The following is a 15,056-nucleotide window of genomic DNA, read 5'->3' as shown; positions in this document are numbered from 1 at the left end:
CCCTCACTTTCCTAGTAATCTAGTTGCCAATCGACCGTGATCTTGCGGCCCGGCAAATCCACGTTGTCTACAAAGGCAGAAACAAAGGGAATCATGCGCTCAGTGGCTGGCTTGCCTGGTTCAGCTGAGGCTTGGGCCAACACCAAAACAGTTTGAGGACCTGTCGACATCAGGTCTTTGACTTGGCCCAGTGCTACGCCTTCTCGATTGAAAACATCGAGGCCCAATAAATCAACCCAATAATATTCGTCGGTGCCGGCCGTTGGAAAACTAGAGCGCGGTACAAAAATACGCGCACCCTTGAGGGCTTCGGCTTGGTTTCGGTCGGCCACATCCAAAGAGCAGGCCACAACGGTGTCGGCATGTTCTTTGGCTTCTTTGATTTTGAGCAGAACTGGCTTAGCCGCAGTCGTAGATGCCGCAGCAGCCTTTGCTGTGGGCGATTTGGCACCGCCAACAGCGCGATCGGAAGGCAGCAGATACCAACGCTTAGAAGAAAAAAGCGCCTCGGGGGAGGCGCTGTGGGGCAAGACTTTGAACCAGCCTTTGATACCCCATGCATCTGCAATGCGCCCCACCTCAATGGCATCTGCCGGCATTTCGGCAGACTCTAGATGGGGTAACACAGCAATGCCTTAGGCGAAGCCTAAAAAGGCTTAAGCAGCTTTGGCGGCAGCTTGTTTGACCAAACGCTGAACGGTAGGTGACACTTGTGCGCCAACGCCGGTCCAGTAAGTCAAACGGTCTTGCACGACGCGCAGGCCTTCTTCTGTGTCTTTGGCGATAGGGTTGTAAAAACCGATACGCTCAATGAAACGGCCATCGCGGCGAACGCGCTTGTCTGCCACAACAATGTTGAAAAATGGACGGGCTTTAGAACCGCCACGAGAAAGACGAATGACAACCATGATTTATCCTAGGGTGGTGTCGAGCAGGCAAACATTGCCAACTCACAAATTCTTCCAGCGTTTGAGACACGCAACTGGCCACCCGGCCAGTGACACACTGAAAAGCCGCTGATTATAACCCGGAGTTTAGGAATGCCCACCATTCGACCTAGCCAGCCTGAAGATTTAAGCGCCATCACGGCCATTTACCAACATCATGTTCTGCATGGCACTGGCACTTTTGAGATTGAGCCCCCTAGCCTGCCAGATATGACGGCCAGGCGGGAAGACGTCCTGAGCAAGGGCCTACCCTACTTGGTGATTGAAGAAAACGGGCAGGTTCAGGGCTTTGCCTACTGCAATTGGTTCAAGCCCCGCCCCGCCTACCGATTTTCGGCTGAAGACTCCATTTACTTGGCACCGAATGCCTCTGGCAAGGGCTGGGGAAGATTGCTCATGGCCGAGCTCTGCAGAGCAGCCGAAGCGGCAGGAATCAGAAAGCTGATTGCGGTCATTGGCGACTCGGGCAATGCAGGCTCAATTGGTGTTCACACCTCGGTCGGCTTTCAATCTGTGGGAGTTGTGAAAGCATGCGGTTGGAAATTCAATCGATGGCTTGACATCGTCATGATGGAAAAGGATTTGGGGCACGGTGACAAACGTTCTCCTGAATAATGCAAGTTATGAAAAACAAAACTCTGGCCGTTTGGCTGACTTTTTTACTTGGCCCGTTGGGCATACACCGCTTCTACTTGTTCGGTTTTTCAAACAAACTAGGATGGGTCTTGCCCATCCCAACCGCCTTGGGTTGGTACGGCTTACAACGGGCATTCGAGTTTGGACAAGATGACGTCTTGAGTTGGATCTTGATTCCACTGATTGGCTTTACTTTTGCGGGCTGCGCACTGAATGCCATTGTCTACGGCTTGATGGCGCCAGAAAAATGGCATTCAAAATTCAACGCAGGTGTGGCCTCTTCTGATCAAGCAGACACCAGCAACTGGCTCACCATTTTTGGTGTAGCTGCCGCTTTGCTGATGGGCACGACCATTTTGATGGCCAGCATCGTGTTCAGCTTTCAACGCTATTTTGAGCACCAAATTGAAGAGGCTAAAGCGATTAGCCAAGGCACAGATCGCGCCACTGAAATACAAAACTCAAAATAACTGCAGGCTCAGCCAATACGAAATAGCTGCCACAAAACCACTGGCTGGGATGGTTAAGATCCATGCCCAAACAATGTTACCTGCAACACCCCATCGCACCGCACTGGCACGCTGCGTGGAGCCAACACCCACAATGGCGCCGGTAATGGTGTGTGTCGTAGAAACAGGAATGCCCATGGCTGTTGCCAAGAACAATGTCATGGCACCGCCAGTTTCAGCACAAAACCCACCGACTGGCTTTAGCTTGGTGATTTTTTGGCCCATGGTTTTTACGATGCGCCAGCCACCAAACATGGTGCCCAATCCAATGGCCATGTAGCAGCTCACAATGGTCCAAGTGGGGGGCGAAGTTTCAGTAGAAGACATGTAGCCAGTGGCCACCAATAACATCCAAATGATGCCAATGGTTTTTTGCGCGTCATTGCCGCCGTGCCCCAAACTGTAGGCACCTGCAGAAACCAATTGCAAGCGTCTGAACCATTTATCGACTCTGGAGGGGCGTGTGCGCTTGAAAATATTGGCCACCAACACCATCATCAAAGAACCCAACAAAAAGCCGAGCATAGGCGACACAAAAATGAAGATAACTGTCTTCATCACGCCAGCAGACAACAGTGCGCCTGCGCCCGCTTTAGCAATGACCGCACCCACAATGCCGCCAATGAGCGCATGCGAAGAACTGCTAGGGATTCCGTAGTACCAAGTAATGACATTCCATGTAATGGCTCCAACCAGAGCGCCAAATACCACATGGGTGTCTACAACACCTGGCTGCACAATGCCTTTGCCAACAGTGGCAGCCACACTTAAATGAAAAATGAAGATGGCAATGAAGTTGAAAAAAGCAGCAAAGACAACAGCCTGCGTCGGTTTTAAAACGCCCGTTGAAACGACTGTGGCAATTGAATTGGCAGCATCATGAAAACCATTCATGAAGTCAAATGCCAGCGCCAAAGCAACCAGCAACATCACCACCCACAAAGCGGTCTGAGTGTCCATGCTAGTAATTCCTAGACTCAGGAGTTCTCGAGGACGATGCCCTCGATTTGATTGGCCACATCTTCACATTTGTCTGTGATGGTTTCCAATAATTCGTAAATTGCTTTTAACTTAATGACTTCACGCACATCGGGTTCTTCTCTGAAGAGCTTGCTCATGGCGCTGCGCATCACACGATCCGCATCAGACTCCAAACGATCAATTTCTTCGCAAGTTTTCAAAGCCGCTTCCGCAGTGGCTGGATCGGCAATTTTCCCCAGCATGCTGACGGCATCGCGAACACGCTCACAACATTTCACGGACAAATCAGTCAGACGAGAAATTTCTTCTGTCATGACTCGAACGTCATACAAAGCCATGGTCTCAGCTGAGTCTTGAATCAAATCGGCGACATCATCCATCAAATTAATGAGCGTGTGAATTTGTTCGCGATCGATGGGCGTGATAAATGTGGTGTGAATCAGGCGGTTAACTTCGTGCGTGACACGGTCAGCAGCTCGCTCAGCGTTGTCCACATCTTGCGTGTATTTTTCACGCAAATGGTCGTCGGTGTAGTTAAGCACCAGGTTAGAAAATGCGCGGGCCGCTTCAACAATGCGGTCAGCGTGCTGATTGAACAACCCAAAGAAGTTACCCTCTTTGGGTAGAAGTTTTCCAAAAAACATAAAACTCTCCGTAGACTGAAAGCGAAGAGCTGTGCCCTTCAAATCAAGCGGAAGTTTAAACCTTTATGACACCCAAATTTCAACCAGATGACGATTTTGTGGCATTGGCGTGATAAATCTGACACGCTTAAGTTGTCGTTGAGTTGACCCCAGACTGAACCAAACGAACAACTTGTCCGTTGACTTTCAGCAGGTCGCTTGCGCTAACCCACTGAGGGGCTATTTCATTCAAGGGCAACAAAACAAATGCGCGATCCTTCATTCTTGGGTGCGGCAAAATTAATTCTTCACTGATCACAGTGGCCTCACCAAACATAAGAATATCGATGTCAAGCGTTCGGGGCGCATTCAGATACGGTCGCTCTCTGCCAGCACGGTTCTCAATCGCTTGGCAGGCATGCAAAAAGTCAATTGCATTTAAGCGGGTCTTTAAATAAACCACTGCATTGACAAAATCTGGCCCCTGCGCGTCGACCGGAGAAGACTGATAAAGCGACGAACAAACCACAAGTTGCGTTAAAGGCAAATTGGCCAACTCTGCCGAGGCCTTTTGAACAGTTTGCAGAGCATCACCTAAGTTGGCACCCAAGCCAACATAAACAGAAACTTCATCGCGCTGCATGATGCCCAAAAACTTCAATCGCGCGGCAGGTCGCCAGACGATTCAGCTTCGCTGCCGCCAGTCTTGTTGGCAGGCTTGCGTCTTCTGGGCGCGCGACGCGCTTTGCCAGGCGTCGCCTGGGCGTGATTGGGTTTGTCAGATTTGGCTTGTTGAATCAAATCTTCACGCGCCACATCATCGGCCGTACTAAATTCTTGCCACCAGTCGGCAAGCGTCACATCGACCTCACTAACTTCAGCGCGCAATCTTAAAAAGTCAAAGCCCGCTCTGAAGCGCGCTTGCTCAACCAAACTAAAGGGCGTACTGCCAATTCGCTTTTCAAATCGGGGTTGCATCATCCAAATTTCACGCATGTCTGCCGCCAGCTTACCGCGGCCAGAGACATCCCCAATTCGGGCTTCGAAGACTTCGTCAATGGCTTCTTGCAATGCGGGGAAAGGCGGCACACGCTTGGCCAATCGAAGGTCCCATCCCGCTTTCACATCGGCCCACAAGACGCAGGCCAACAAGAAGCTAGGTGCAACCGGTTTTCCCTCACCCACGCGCCTGTCTGTGTCTACCAGTGCGGCCTTCACAAAGGCCGTGTCTGACCTTTCAACCACTACATCCAAAAGCGGATAAATGCCTTTGTGCAAACCCAATTCTTGCAGTTGCGCAATGGACGCTAGCGCGTGGCCGGTTTGCAACAACTTGAGCATTTCATCAAACAATCGGCTTTGCGGCACATCGGCCAACAACTTGAGCATGGTGGCCAATGGTTTGCCCGTTTTGCTTTCCAATTTAAAACCCAAGGGGCTCAATTTGGCAGCAAATCGAACGGCACGAATGATTCGAACCGGATCTTCGCGGTAGCGCGCAACAGGATCGCCAATCATGCGCAAAATTTTCTTTTTCGCATCTTGCATGCCGCCGTGATAGTCGACCAAATATTGCGACTCAGGGTCGTAGTACATGGCGTTGACCGTGAAGTCACGGCGGGTGGCATCTTCGTCTTGGGGGCCCCAGACGTTGTCTCTTAAAACGCGGCCACTTGAATCGACGGCGTGCTTCATGCCAGCCAATTCTGATTTGCTGGTTTTCTCATTGCCCACCACTTGCTCTGCCGCACGATTGTCTAGATACGCACGGAAAGTGGAGACCTCAATCACTTCATGCTCACGACCTCTGCCGTAGACCACATGCACAATTCGAAAACGACGGCCGATGATGAAGGCACGTCTAAACAAGCCCTTCACTTCCTCGGGCGTTGCGTCTGTTGCGACATCAAAGTCCTTGGGTCTTAAACCCAACAACAAATCTCTGACTGCGCCGCCCACCACATAGGCCTCAAAACCCGCATCTTGCAAGGTTCTAACGACGTTCAAGGCGCGCTCATCCACCAGTGCCACATCGATGCCATGAACCGCGGGAGGAATTTCAACGCGCTGGCCAAAATAGGTACCAGAGGCCGTGGTCTGGGGTTTGCCCAATATTTTTTGAATGAATTTTTTGATCATGTAAACAGTTCTAGTATGCGCCAGCCTCGATCGGTCGCAAGTTGACGCAAACGCGCATCTGGGTTGGTGGCCACAGGAGTCTGCGCCTTCTCCAACAAAGGTAAATCATTCAAAGAGTCGGAATAAAAAGTAATGTGCACATCCTGCCAAGATTTTTGATGCGCAGACAGCCACGCTTCAACCCGCGCCACCTTGCCAGCTTTGAAAGAAGGTGTTCCCAAGATTTCTCCTGTGATCCAGCCCGTTGAATCTTTGGCCAACTCTACAGCGATGAGTTCTTGAATGCCCAGGGCTTTTGCGATGGGCCGCGTCACAAACTCGTTGGTGGCGGTGACAACCATGACATGATCACCCGCGTCTTGGTGCTGCTTGATCAAGCTCAAGGCACTCGGCTTGATCACCGGCAAAACCACCTCTTGCATGAATTGCTGGTGTGCCTTGGCTGCCAACTCGGGCCCCTTGAGACGGACCGCCTCGGTGGCAAACTTCACATAGTCGTGAATGTCCAAAACGCCCGCTTGGTAATCTGCAAAAAATTGATCGTTTTTTGCCTTGAACAACTCGGGATCGACCCAACCCATTTTGAGAGAAAACTCACCCCATGAATAATCGGAATCAATGGGCAGCAAGGTGTGGTCTAAATCGAACAGCGTCAAGTTCATGCGTTCTCCAACATCGACTTGATCAATGGAATGGTGATGGCTCTTTGCGCTTGCAAAGCGTATTGATCTAAGTGATCCAAAAGCGTCATGAGGCTGCCTAAATCTCTAGAAAAACGGTTCAGCATGTAAGACATGACTTCATCACTCAAGTGCAAGCCACGCTGCTCTGCTTCTTGTTGCAATACAGCAAGCCTTTCAGGCTCGCTCAAAACTTGAAGGGCATACACATGGCCCCATCCCAAGCGAGATCGCAAATCGTCTCTGAGCTTTAAATCGGCAGGAGGCAGTGTTCCTGCCGCCAGCACCCAACGCGGCTGTCCAGACTTGGGAGTAAGCGCATTCACAAACCAGTTGAATGCAGCTTGTTGTTGCTCGAGGTTGTACAAATGAACATTGTCCATGATGACCGCCACCCACGACTCATCGAATGAAAGCTGCGTCTGATTTGTTTCATCGATCCAACCAACTGCCAAGCCTTGGTCTTTCAAAGCTGCATACGCCGCGCGCAACAAATGTGTTTTGCCTGAGCCGTTTTCACCCCACAAATAAGTGGGCACGGGGCTTGGCATGTTGCCTGAAGTCCACAGTTTGAGATGCTGCAAGGCGGCCAAGTTAGGGCCTGCAAAAAAACTGTCCAGCGTGGGCAGTGTTTGCAGACCAATGTCCAAGGCCATTTGCTTCATTCGCTTTACCCTTGGTACAGCTTACTGCTGAAATATTGATCACGAGCACGCCGTATGGCAACCAACAGCACAGCACTGACAGGCAATGCCACCAAGACACCGACAAAGCCAAACAATTGGCCCAATGCCAACAAAGCAAAAATGACAGTCAGTGGATGCAGGCCAATGCGCTCACCGACCAATTTGGGCGTCAACCAGAAGCTTTCAATCAATTGGCCGGCACCGTAAACCACAGCGACCATGATCACAGCTTTGAAAGATGCAAATTGCAGCAATCCTGCCAACAACGCCAGAATCAAACCCAAGCCAAATCCAAGATAAGGAACGCACACAGCCAAGCCCGTGAAGACGCCAATCGGCAAGGCCAAATCAAGCCCGAACATCGAAAGCGCAGCAGCGTAAAAAACAGACAGCACCAGCATGACCAAAATTTGCCCCCGCAGGTATTGCCCCAAAACAGCATCACATTCATTCATGAAACTGTCGTAGCTAGGGCGCCAGCGAATGGGAACCCATGCCACCACATGAGAAACCCAGCGGTCCCACTCGCTCAGCAAATAGAACAAAACAACCGGAATCAAAATGAAATTGCCAAGGACTGCCAATGCAAAGCTACCGCCCAATTTCAAGGAAGCAATGAGTGGATCCATCCAATCTTCGCGGTTGGTGCTGAGGTACTTGATGATTTGCGACTTCAAACTGCCGATGTCCAAAGTTAAGTTCAAACCAAACTGAGCCAGCAATGGATTGAGTGACAAAGCCAATTGATCGAGCAAACTAGGAAGTTGCTGCTGAAGCAAAGGGATTTCTTTGGTCAGAATGGGGATCAACAAAAACAGCACACTGACAACCACCAGCAAGGCAAAAATTTCGACCAGCACCACACTGAGGGTGCGGGGCAAGAAAGGCAATCTCTTTTGCAAATGAAGCACCGCTGGGTGCAGTGCGTAAGCTAAAACTGCCGCGACAGCAAAAGGCACCAAAACAGGCCCAAGCATCCACAACAAAAGCGCCACCAACATTGCGACACCGATCCCGATGGTCAAGCTTTTGGTGGATTGGATCAGGGGCATGTTGGCTGTTTGAAGTGAAGGAACATAAAAAGAAGCTGGCACATAGATCAGATGCGGGGCCGACTGCACCTAAAATAAGTCTTGATTTTAGTCCTCCCGACCTCAGTCCTACCAATTTCCCCTTTTTTCTCATGAGCTCTACTCCCCTTTCTTACAAAGACGCTGGCGTCGACATCGTTGCTGGCGATGCTTTGGTTGAACGCATCAAGCCCTTGGCCAAGAAAACCATGCGCGAAGGTGTTTTGGCGGGCATTGGTGGGTTTGGCGCTCTATTTGAAGTCCCAAAGCGCTACAAAGAGCCTGTCTTGGTCTCGGGCACGGACGGTGTGGGCACCAAGCTTAAGTTGGCTTTTGAATGGCAAATGCACGACACAGTCGGCATCGATTTGGTGGCCATGAGCGTGAACGATGTCTTGGTGCAAGGTGCAGAGCCCTTGTTTTTCCTCGATTACTTTGCCTGCGGCAAGCTCGATGTCGACACAGCCGCCGCTGTGGTCGGTGGCATTGCCAATGGTTGTGAAATGTCCGGTTGCGCGCTGATAGGCGGCGAAACAGCCGAAATGCCGGGTATGTACCCCGATGGCGAATACGACTTAGCCGGATTTGCAGTGGGAGCTGTCGAGAAATCAAAAATCTTGACGGGTCGCGATGTCAAAGCTGGCGACATTGTGTTGGGCTTGGGCTCTCACGGTGTTCACTCCAACGGCTTTAGCTTGGTTCGCAAATGCATTGAGCGCGCTGCCGACAATCTGCCCGCCACACTCGATGGACTAAGCTTTAAACAAGCCGTGATGGCACCTACACGCTTGTACGTCAAACCTGTCTTGCACGCCTTGTCGATGCACCCCATCAAAGCCTTGGCGCACATCACGGGTGGTGGCCTGTTAGAAAACATCCCTCGCGTCTTGCCAGAAGGCACAGCAGCGCATCTCCAAAAGGGAAGTTGGCCACAATCAGAATTGTTTGCGTGGTTGCAACAAACTGCGGGCATTGACGACATCGAAATGAATCGCACCTTCAACAATGGGATTGGCATGGTGGTGGTGATTGACCCCGCTCACGCTCAAGCCTGCGCTGAGACGCTGCGCCAATCGGGCGAAAAGGTCTACCAAATTGGCGTAATTGCGGACCAAGGCGATGGCGCTCAGGTCGTTGTCAAATAAGCAAAGAGTCTTAGTTCTTCAAATTTGAAGCGAGGCCAGTCGCCTCTGAATTTCAGGCACGTCACTGGCATCCGGCTGTGCCAACACATATTGCAACAAATCGTCGCGCGCCGCTTTGTTCTGACCCAGTTCAATGAGTGCCAATCCACGATCTCGTTTTTCGGCAGGGGCATCTGGGTGTAACACTAGGAGCCGATCCTGAACCTTGATCAGGCGCGGCCAATCTTCCTGGCTGTTGAAAATTTCTTTCAAATTTCGAAGCATGCGCGTCAAAATGTCTCTCGGTGGTGCGGGTTGCAAATACAAGCCCAATGGCGCTTCCATATCGCTTGCGTCACCGAGATGCTGACGGAATGGCGCTAACCTTTCCGCCAAATTGTCCAGCCCCAATGAATCGCCCGTCAAAGGATCTAAAACAACCAAGCCTTCGGGCAATGTGACTTTGACCAAAAAATGGCCAGGGAATGAAATACCTTCCGCCTGCAAATCCAATGCTTGTGCCAGCTCCAACCAAATCACGGCAATGGAAATAGGAATGCCTCTGCGTGTTTGAAGCACTTCATTGACATAGCTATTTTCGGGCGCGTAAAAGTTGTTGGCATTGCCAGAGAATCCCAAGTCGGTATAGAAGAACTGGTTCAAAACCGACAACTTGCGCATGGGGTCGGCCTCTGCTTTAACGCGACGCTTGAGCCTGACCAACAAGGCATCACAAGTGGCCAAGATCTCTTGAATGTCCAGTTGTGGTTCTTCATCTTGCGCGATGGAAGCAGCCGCTTCCAGCAAAGGAAACTGCGCTTCAGCCCCTACCAAGCTTTTGAAATAACTCAGAGGCGTCACCGTCTCAATTGAAAACTTCATAAGTTAAACAGGTCTATATTCAAGTCGTTTATCGGCGCAAAAATGTTCGCAAGCGCAAACCACACAGCCACAGAGTCCCAAAATAAATGGCCGCAGAGGACAGCATGACCAAGCTCATTGCGCCCAATCGCAAACCGGCTTGTTGCCTCATTTGTAACCAATCTAATTTGAATGCGATGAAAGCCAAAAACGCGGCCAACAAAACCGTTGCCATGACCACTTTAAGCCCAAACTGCAGCCATCCAGGCTGCGGCTTGAAACTGCCTTTGCGCAACAAGCCCACAAACAGCCAACCCGCGTTGAGCAAGGCACCCAAACCAATGGACAAGGCCAAGCCAGCGTGAGCCAAGTAAGGCACCAATAAAAGGTTCATCAATTGGGTAAAACACAAAACGACGATGGCAATTTTGACGGGCGTTTTGACGTCTTGACTGGCGTAATAACCGGGTGCCAAAACCTTAATGGCCACCAAACCTAGCAAGCCCACACCATAGCCACTCAAGGCCAGCGTGGTTTGCTGAACATCCTTGTCAGTGAAGGCCCCATAGTGGTACAGCACCGACACCAGTGGCTGAGAAAAGGTCAGTAAGGCTGCCGCACACGGCAATGCCAACAAAACCACCAAGCGCAAGCCCCAATCCAACATGGCGGCATATTCGTTGTGATCACCCTTAGCCCTTGCAGCTGCCAATTGGGGCATCAAAACCGCGCCCAAGGCAACGCCTAAGATGGCCGTTGGAAATTCCATCAATCGGTCGGCATAAGTTAACCAACTCACACTACCAGGTGCCATGTGCGATGCAATTTGGGTATTGATGAGCAGCGAGATTTGAGCCACACCCACCCCCAACAAAGCGGGCACCATGAGGCTGGCAATTTGGCGCGAAGCGGGGTCTTGAGCAGCGCCTCGAATAGCACGCCAACTGACGCCCAACTTGGGCAACAGTCCCAAACTTTTCAAGGCAGGTATCTGAATGGCCAACTGCAAAAACCCGCCCAACATGACACCCACAGGCAAGGCGTAAATGGCTTCAACGCCTTGCCGCTTTAACCAGGGCGCCAGCAACCATGCCGCCCCAATCATGGACAGATTGAGCAAGACGGGCGTGGCAGCGGGTATGGCAAAACGCTTCCAAGTATTGAGGATGCCAGCAGACAAAGCCACCATCGACATAAAACCGATGTACGGAAACATCCATCGCGTCATGTGAACTGCGGCGTCATAAGCGTAGGGTTGTTGTTGCAAACCGGCGGCCATGGCCCAAACCAACCAAGGCGCCAAAAGTACGCCTGCCACACTCAATATCAACAATGTCCAAGCCAACAAAGTAGCGACATGGTCAATGACCGTGCGTGTCGCCTCTTCCCCGTGCTGAGCCTTGCTTGCGGCCAAGACAGGCACAAAAGCTTGACTGAAAGCACCTTCAGCAAAGAGCCTTCTGAACAAATTTGGAATACGAAAGGCCACATTAAAGGCGTCTGTCAGTGCACTGGCCCCAAAAGCGGAGGCAATCAGAAGCTCTCGGATCAATCCCGTGACACGGGAAGCCAAGGTCCAAAGGGAGACAGTGGAAGCGGATTTAAGAAGGCTCACGGCAAGAGTGTAGCGATTCCTCAAAGCCCTCGCGATTCCCAAAAGCCTTTGTAGGACTCTGGACCAACTGGCTTTTGGGCTGTTACAATAGCCGGCTTTGCTGACAACATCCTCAGACAACTAGGACAAATAAAATGGCTTCTGGAAAACCCAAGAAAAAGAACCCCCGCCTGGCATCAGGCCGTAAACGCGCACGTCAAGACGTGAAACTGAACGCAGCGAACACTTCACTGCGCTCCAAATACCGCACCGCTGTCAAGAACGTTGAAAAAGCTGTTCTGGCCGGTGACAAAACCAAAGCAACAGAACTGTTTGCAAAAATGCAAGCCGTTGTGGACACGATTGCCGACAAGGGCATTTTCCACAAAAACAAAGCAGCTCGCGATAAGAGCCGCTTGTCGACCAAGGTGAAAGCCTTGGCTCTCGCCTGATCAATTGATCATCAGCCCGGCACCCACTAGGGTTGCCGCCGTTTGAAACGGGTGCGCTGTCAGCAAAGAAAAGCAAAAAGCCGTCTTAGGACGGCTTTTTTGTGGGCGCTAGTATTTAGATGCTTTTACTTATTTGCATCGGGCAGGATACAAGCCTCAGAAACCTGCAAATTGTTGTCTTTGGCAAAGTTCATGAGGAAGTCCCAGGCCATGGGCTCGAATTCGCGAATGTCGGTGTGCACCACAACGCACTTGATGCCGTCAAAGGTTTGGGGAATGCACCAAGGCGAATAACTCAAATGGCTTCCAGGTGTGGCGCCTCCCGGACGAAATTGACCCATCACGCCGGCCAAACGCTCAGCCCAGTCACTGGGTCTGAATGTTCGTCCTTCCAAGGTGATGCCTTGGATCAGTACTTCTTTGGCGTTATTGGAAACCATCGATCAGAGGTTAAGGAATTTGATGGGCGGGCATCAGGGATCACCTAGATGCTGCATTGCAAAACAATTGTATCTTATATAAGACTTGTCGCTTGATTTCTGGCTCTAAAATCTCACCTCAGCGGCCCTTTTCGTTGGGCCGATTTCTTTTCAGAGGAGTTCTCAGCATGTCCGCTTTCATTGAAGCCACTTCGCCGCACACCATGAACACCTATGGCCGATTGCCCATCGCAATGAGCCATGGTCAAGGTTGCCGTTTGTGGGATGTCAATGGCAAAGAGTATTTGGATGCGCTGGGCGGTATTGCGGTCAACACCTTGGGACACAATCACCCTGAATTGGTCCCTGCCCTGCAGGATCAATTGAGCAAGATCATCCACAGCTGCAACTACTACCATGTGCCCAACCAAGAAAAGTTGGCAGCCAAATTGGTTGAGTTGTCGGGCATGACCAATGTCTTCTTTTGCAGCACCGGCTTGGAGGCCAACGAAGCGGCCATCAAGTTGGCACGCAAATACGGTCACGACAAAGGCATTGAGAAACCCGAAATCGTGGTTTACGAGAAAGCATTTCATGGTCGCAGCATTGCCACACTGAGTGCCACGGGCAACACCAAAATTCAACAGGGTTTTGGCCCCTTGGTGGAAGGCTTTGTTCGCGTGCCCGTCAACGACATCGCAGCCTTGAAAAAAGCCACGGACAACAACCCCAATGTGGTGGCCGTTTTCTTTGAAACCATTCAAGGCGAAGGCGGCGTCAACCCCATGCACATGGACTACCTGCGCGATGTGCGTGCCTTGTGCGATGAAAAAGATTGGCTCATGATGATTGACGAAGTGCAATGCGGCATGGGCCGCACTGGCAAATGGTTTGCACACCAATGGGCTGGCATCAAAGCCGATGTGATGCCGCTGGCCAAAGGCCTCGGCTCAGGCGTGCCTATTGCTGCCGTTGTCGCTGGCCCCAAGGCTGCTAATATTTTCCAACCTGGCAACCATGGCACCACATTTGGCGGCAATCCCTTGGCCATGCGGGCGGGCGTTGAAACCATTCGCATCATGGAAAAAGATGGCTTGCTAGACAACGCTGCCAAGGTGGGCGCGCATCTCAAAGATCGACTTGAGAAAGGCTTGGCCGGCGCCAAAGGCGTGAAAGAAATTCGCGGCCAAGGCTTGATGCTGGGCATTGAACTCGACAAGCCCTGCAGTGCGCTGACACAACGCGCTGCTGATGCGGGTCTCTTGATCAGCGTCACGGCCGACAGCGTAATCCGCATGGTGCCACCGCTCATCATGACCCAAGCAGAAGCCGATCAAGTAGCAGACATTTTGCTGCCCTTGATTCACACTTTTCTTTCGGAGTAATCCAATGCCTACGAGTTCACAGGCAATGCCCATTCGGCATTATTTGCAGTTCACTGATTTGACGGCAGATGAGTACGCGCACATCTTTCAACGTGCTGCATCGATTAAAGCGAAATTCAAGGCCTACGAAAAATACCAGCCCCTCACCGATCGCACCATGGCCATGATCTTCGAGAAGGCCTCCACTCGCACACGTGTGAGCTTTGAGGCGGGCATGTACCAGATGGGTGGCTCAGTCGTTCACCTCACAACAGGCGACAGTCAACTGGGCCGTGCAGAACCCATCGAGGACAGTGCGCGCGTCATCAGTCGCATGGTCGACTTGGTCATGATCCGCACTTTTGGCCAAGACAAAATTGAAAAGTTTGCGGCCTACTCACGCGTCCCCGTCATCAATGGTTTGACCAACGAATTTCACCCCTGTCAAATTTTGGCGGACATCTTTACCTACATTGAACACCGCGGCTCCATTCAAGGCAAAACAGTGGCATGGGTGGGAGATGGCAACAACATGGCCAACACTTGGCTGCAAGCCGCTGACCTGCTCGGCTTCAAGGTCCACTTAAGCACCCCTAGCGGCTATGAAGTTGACCCTGCTGTGGTGGGCGTGCGAAGCCCTGACAGCACTCAGTTTTTCAAAGACCCCATGCAAGCTTGCCAAGGTGCAGATTTGGTCACCACCGACGTGTGGACCAGCATGGGCTATGAAGCTGAAAACGAAGCGCGCAAGAAAGCTTTTGCCGATTGGTGCGTTGACGAGGACATGATGAAAGTGGCCAAGCCAGATGCCCTTTTCATGCATTGCCTGCCTGCACATCGCGGCGAAGAAGTCAGTGCAGAAGTAATTGATGGCCCTCAATCGGTGGTTTGGGACGAAGCCGAAAACCGCATGCACGTTCAAAAAGCGCTGATGGAGTTCTTAGTGCTCGGCAAAGTTTGAACTAAAAAGG

Annotated in this window: 18 protein-coding genes; 6 read left to right on the top strand and 12 right to left on the bottom strand. The window is 51.4% G+C overall.

Going from position 1 to position 15,056, the window contains the following annotated elements; genetic code table 11:
• Positions 1-11: 11 nt before the first annotated feature.
• Together rimM and rpsP are read right to left on the bottom strand one after the other, a co-directional pair.
• Complete coding sequence (rimM, locus tag AMM03_RS00825) at positions 12-632, bottom strand: ribosome maturation factor RimM (RefSeq protein WP_369793661.1); 621 nt, start codon at positions 630-632, stop codon at positions 12-14.
• Between the two features lie 24 nt (positions 633-656).
• Positions 657-908 (bottom strand): 30S ribosomal protein S16, encoded by a 252-nt coding sequence (gene rpsP / locus AMM03_RS00820; protein ID WP_055361263.1) that lies wholly within the window; start codon positions 906-908, stop codon positions 657-659.
• 132 nt (positions 909-1,040) lie between these two features.
• Between rpsP and AMM03_RS00815 the strand changes: the two genes are divergently transcribed.
• Positions 1,041-1,562, top strand: coding sequence for a GNAT family N-acetyltransferase (locus AMM03_RS00815; protein ID WP_090128589.1), 522 nt, complete (start codon positions 1,041-1,043; stop codon positions 1,560-1,562).
• 8 nt (positions 1,563-1,570) lie between these two features.
• On the top strand, positions 1,571-2,053 hold the full coding sequence (locus AMM03_RS00810; RefSeq protein ID WP_090129265.1) for a TM2 domain-containing protein: 483 nt from the start codon (positions 1,571-1,573) through the stop codon (positions 2,051-2,053).
• On the opposite strand, the gene AMM03_RS00805 is transcribed toward AMM03_RS00810, so the two are convergent.
• From AMM03_RS00805 to AMM03_RS00775, 7 genes are all read right to left on the bottom strand, one after another.
• Positions 2,045-3,052 (bottom strand): inorganic phosphate transporter, encoded by a 1,008-nt coding sequence (locus AMM03_RS00805; protein ID WP_090128588.1) that lies wholly within the window; start codon positions 3,050-3,052, stop codon positions 2,045-2,047. The two genes, AMM03_RS00810 and AMM03_RS00805, sit on opposite strands and share 9 nt — an antisense overlap.
• 17 nt (positions 3,053-3,069) lie before the next feature.
• Positions 3,070-3,717, bottom strand: a complete 648-nt coding sequence (locus AMM03_RS00800; RefSeq protein ID WP_090128587.1) for a DUF47 domain-containing protein — start codon at positions 3,715-3,717, stop codon at positions 3,070-3,072.
• A gap of 127 nt (positions 3,718-3,844) precedes the next feature.
• The gene (gene folK / locus AMM03_RS00795; protein WP_090128586.1) at positions 3,845-4,339 is read right to left on the bottom strand and encodes a 2-amino-4-hydroxy-6-hydroxymethyldihydropteridine diphosphokinase; all 495 of its coding nucleotides are present in this window, start codon (positions 4,337-4,339) and stop codon (positions 3,845-3,847) included.
• Between the two features lie 14 nt (positions 4,340-4,353).
• Positions 4,354-5,835, bottom strand: coding sequence for a polynucleotide adenylyltransferase PcnB (gene pcnB / locus AMM03_RS00790; protein ID WP_090128585.1), 1,482 nt, complete (start codon positions 5,833-5,835; stop codon positions 4,354-4,356).
• Positions 5,832-6,497 carry a histidinol-phosphatase gene (locus AMM03_RS00785; protein ID WP_090128584.1) on the bottom strand — a complete coding sequence of 222 codons (666 nt, stop codon included), beginning with the start codon at positions 6,495-6,497 and terminating at the stop codon, positions 5,832-5,834. Before AMM03_RS00785 ends, pcnB begins: the two co-directional genes overlap by 4 nt.
• Positions 6,494-7,180: a DnaA regulatory inactivator Hda gene (hda, locus tag AMM03_RS00780; RefSeq protein WP_090128583.1), complete on the bottom strand. Its 687-nt coding sequence runs from the start codon at positions 7,178-7,180 to the stop codon at positions 6,494-6,496. The genes AMM03_RS00785 and hda overlap by 4 nt, the downstream gene beginning before the upstream one ends.
• Before the next feature lie 5 nt (positions 7,181-7,185).
• Positions 7,186-8,253, bottom strand: a complete 1,068-nt coding sequence (locus tag AMM03_RS00775; RefSeq protein ID WP_090129264.1) for an AI-2E family transporter — start codon at positions 8,251-8,253, stop codon at positions 7,186-7,188.
• 131 nt (positions 8,254-8,384) lie between these two features.
• Here AMM03_RS00775 and purM point away from each other — a divergent pair, with 131 nt between their 5' ends.
• A complete protein-coding gene (gene purM, locus AMM03_RS00770) occupies positions 8,385-9,416 on the top strand; it encodes a phosphoribosylformylglycinamidine cyclo-ligase (protein ID WP_090128582.1) in 1,032 nt (343 codons plus the stop codon).
• Between the two features lie 18 nt (positions 9,417-9,434).
• Here purM and AMM03_RS00765 read toward each other — a convergent pair whose 3' ends face one another.
• Both AMM03_RS00765 and murJ read right to left on the bottom strand, forming a co-directional pair.
• A complete protein-coding gene (locus AMM03_RS00765) occupies positions 9,435-10,277 on the bottom strand; it encodes a SirB1 family protein (RefSeq protein ID WP_090128581.1) in 843 nt (280 codons plus the stop codon).
• 28 nt (positions 10,278-10,305) lie between these two features.
• A complete protein-coding gene (murJ, locus tag AMM03_RS00760) occupies positions 10,306-11,871 on the bottom strand; it encodes a murein biosynthesis integral membrane protein MurJ (RefSeq protein ID WP_090128580.1) in 1,566 nt (521 codons plus the stop codon).
• A 134-nt stretch (positions 11,872-12,005) separates the two neighbouring features.
• On the opposite strand from murJ, the gene rpsT reads away from it, so the two are divergent.
• The gene (gene rpsT, locus AMM03_RS00755) at positions 12,006-12,302 is read left to right on the top strand and encodes a 30S ribosomal protein S20 (protein ID WP_055361275.1); all 297 of its coding nucleotides are present in this window, start codon (positions 12,006-12,008) and stop codon (positions 12,300-12,302) included.
• Between the two features lie 125 nt (positions 12,303-12,427).
• Here the strand turns inward: rpsT and AMM03_RS00750 are convergent, their stop codons facing one another.
• Positions 12,428-12,742, bottom strand: a complete 315-nt coding sequence (locus AMM03_RS00750; RefSeq protein ID WP_090128579.1) for a DUF3579 domain-containing protein — start codon at positions 12,740-12,742, stop codon at positions 12,428-12,430.
• A gap of 167 nt (positions 12,743-12,909) precedes the next feature.
• Here AMM03_RS00750 and AMM03_RS00745 point away from each other — a divergent pair, with 167 nt between their 5' ends.
• The gene (locus AMM03_RS00745) at positions 12,910-14,106 is read left to right on the top strand and encodes an aspartate aminotransferase family protein (RefSeq protein WP_090128578.1); all 1,197 of its coding nucleotides are present in this window, start codon (positions 12,910-12,912) and stop codon (positions 14,104-14,106) included.
• 4 nt (positions 14,107-14,110) lie between these two features.
• Positions 14,111-15,046: an ornithine carbamoyltransferase gene (argF, locus tag AMM03_RS00740; RefSeq protein WP_090128577.1), complete on the top strand. Its 936-nt coding sequence runs from the start codon at positions 14,111-14,113 to the stop codon at positions 15,044-15,046.
• Positions 15,047-15,056: the final 10 nt, after the last annotated feature.

The sequence above is a fragment of the Limnohabitans sp. Rim11 genome (assembly GCF_001269365.1).
Taxonomy (GTDB): domain Bacteria; phylum Pseudomonadota; class Gammaproteobacteria; order Burkholderiales; family Burkholderiaceae_C; genus Limnohabitans_A.
This window is presented reverse-complemented; position numbering and strand designations above follow the sequence as displayed.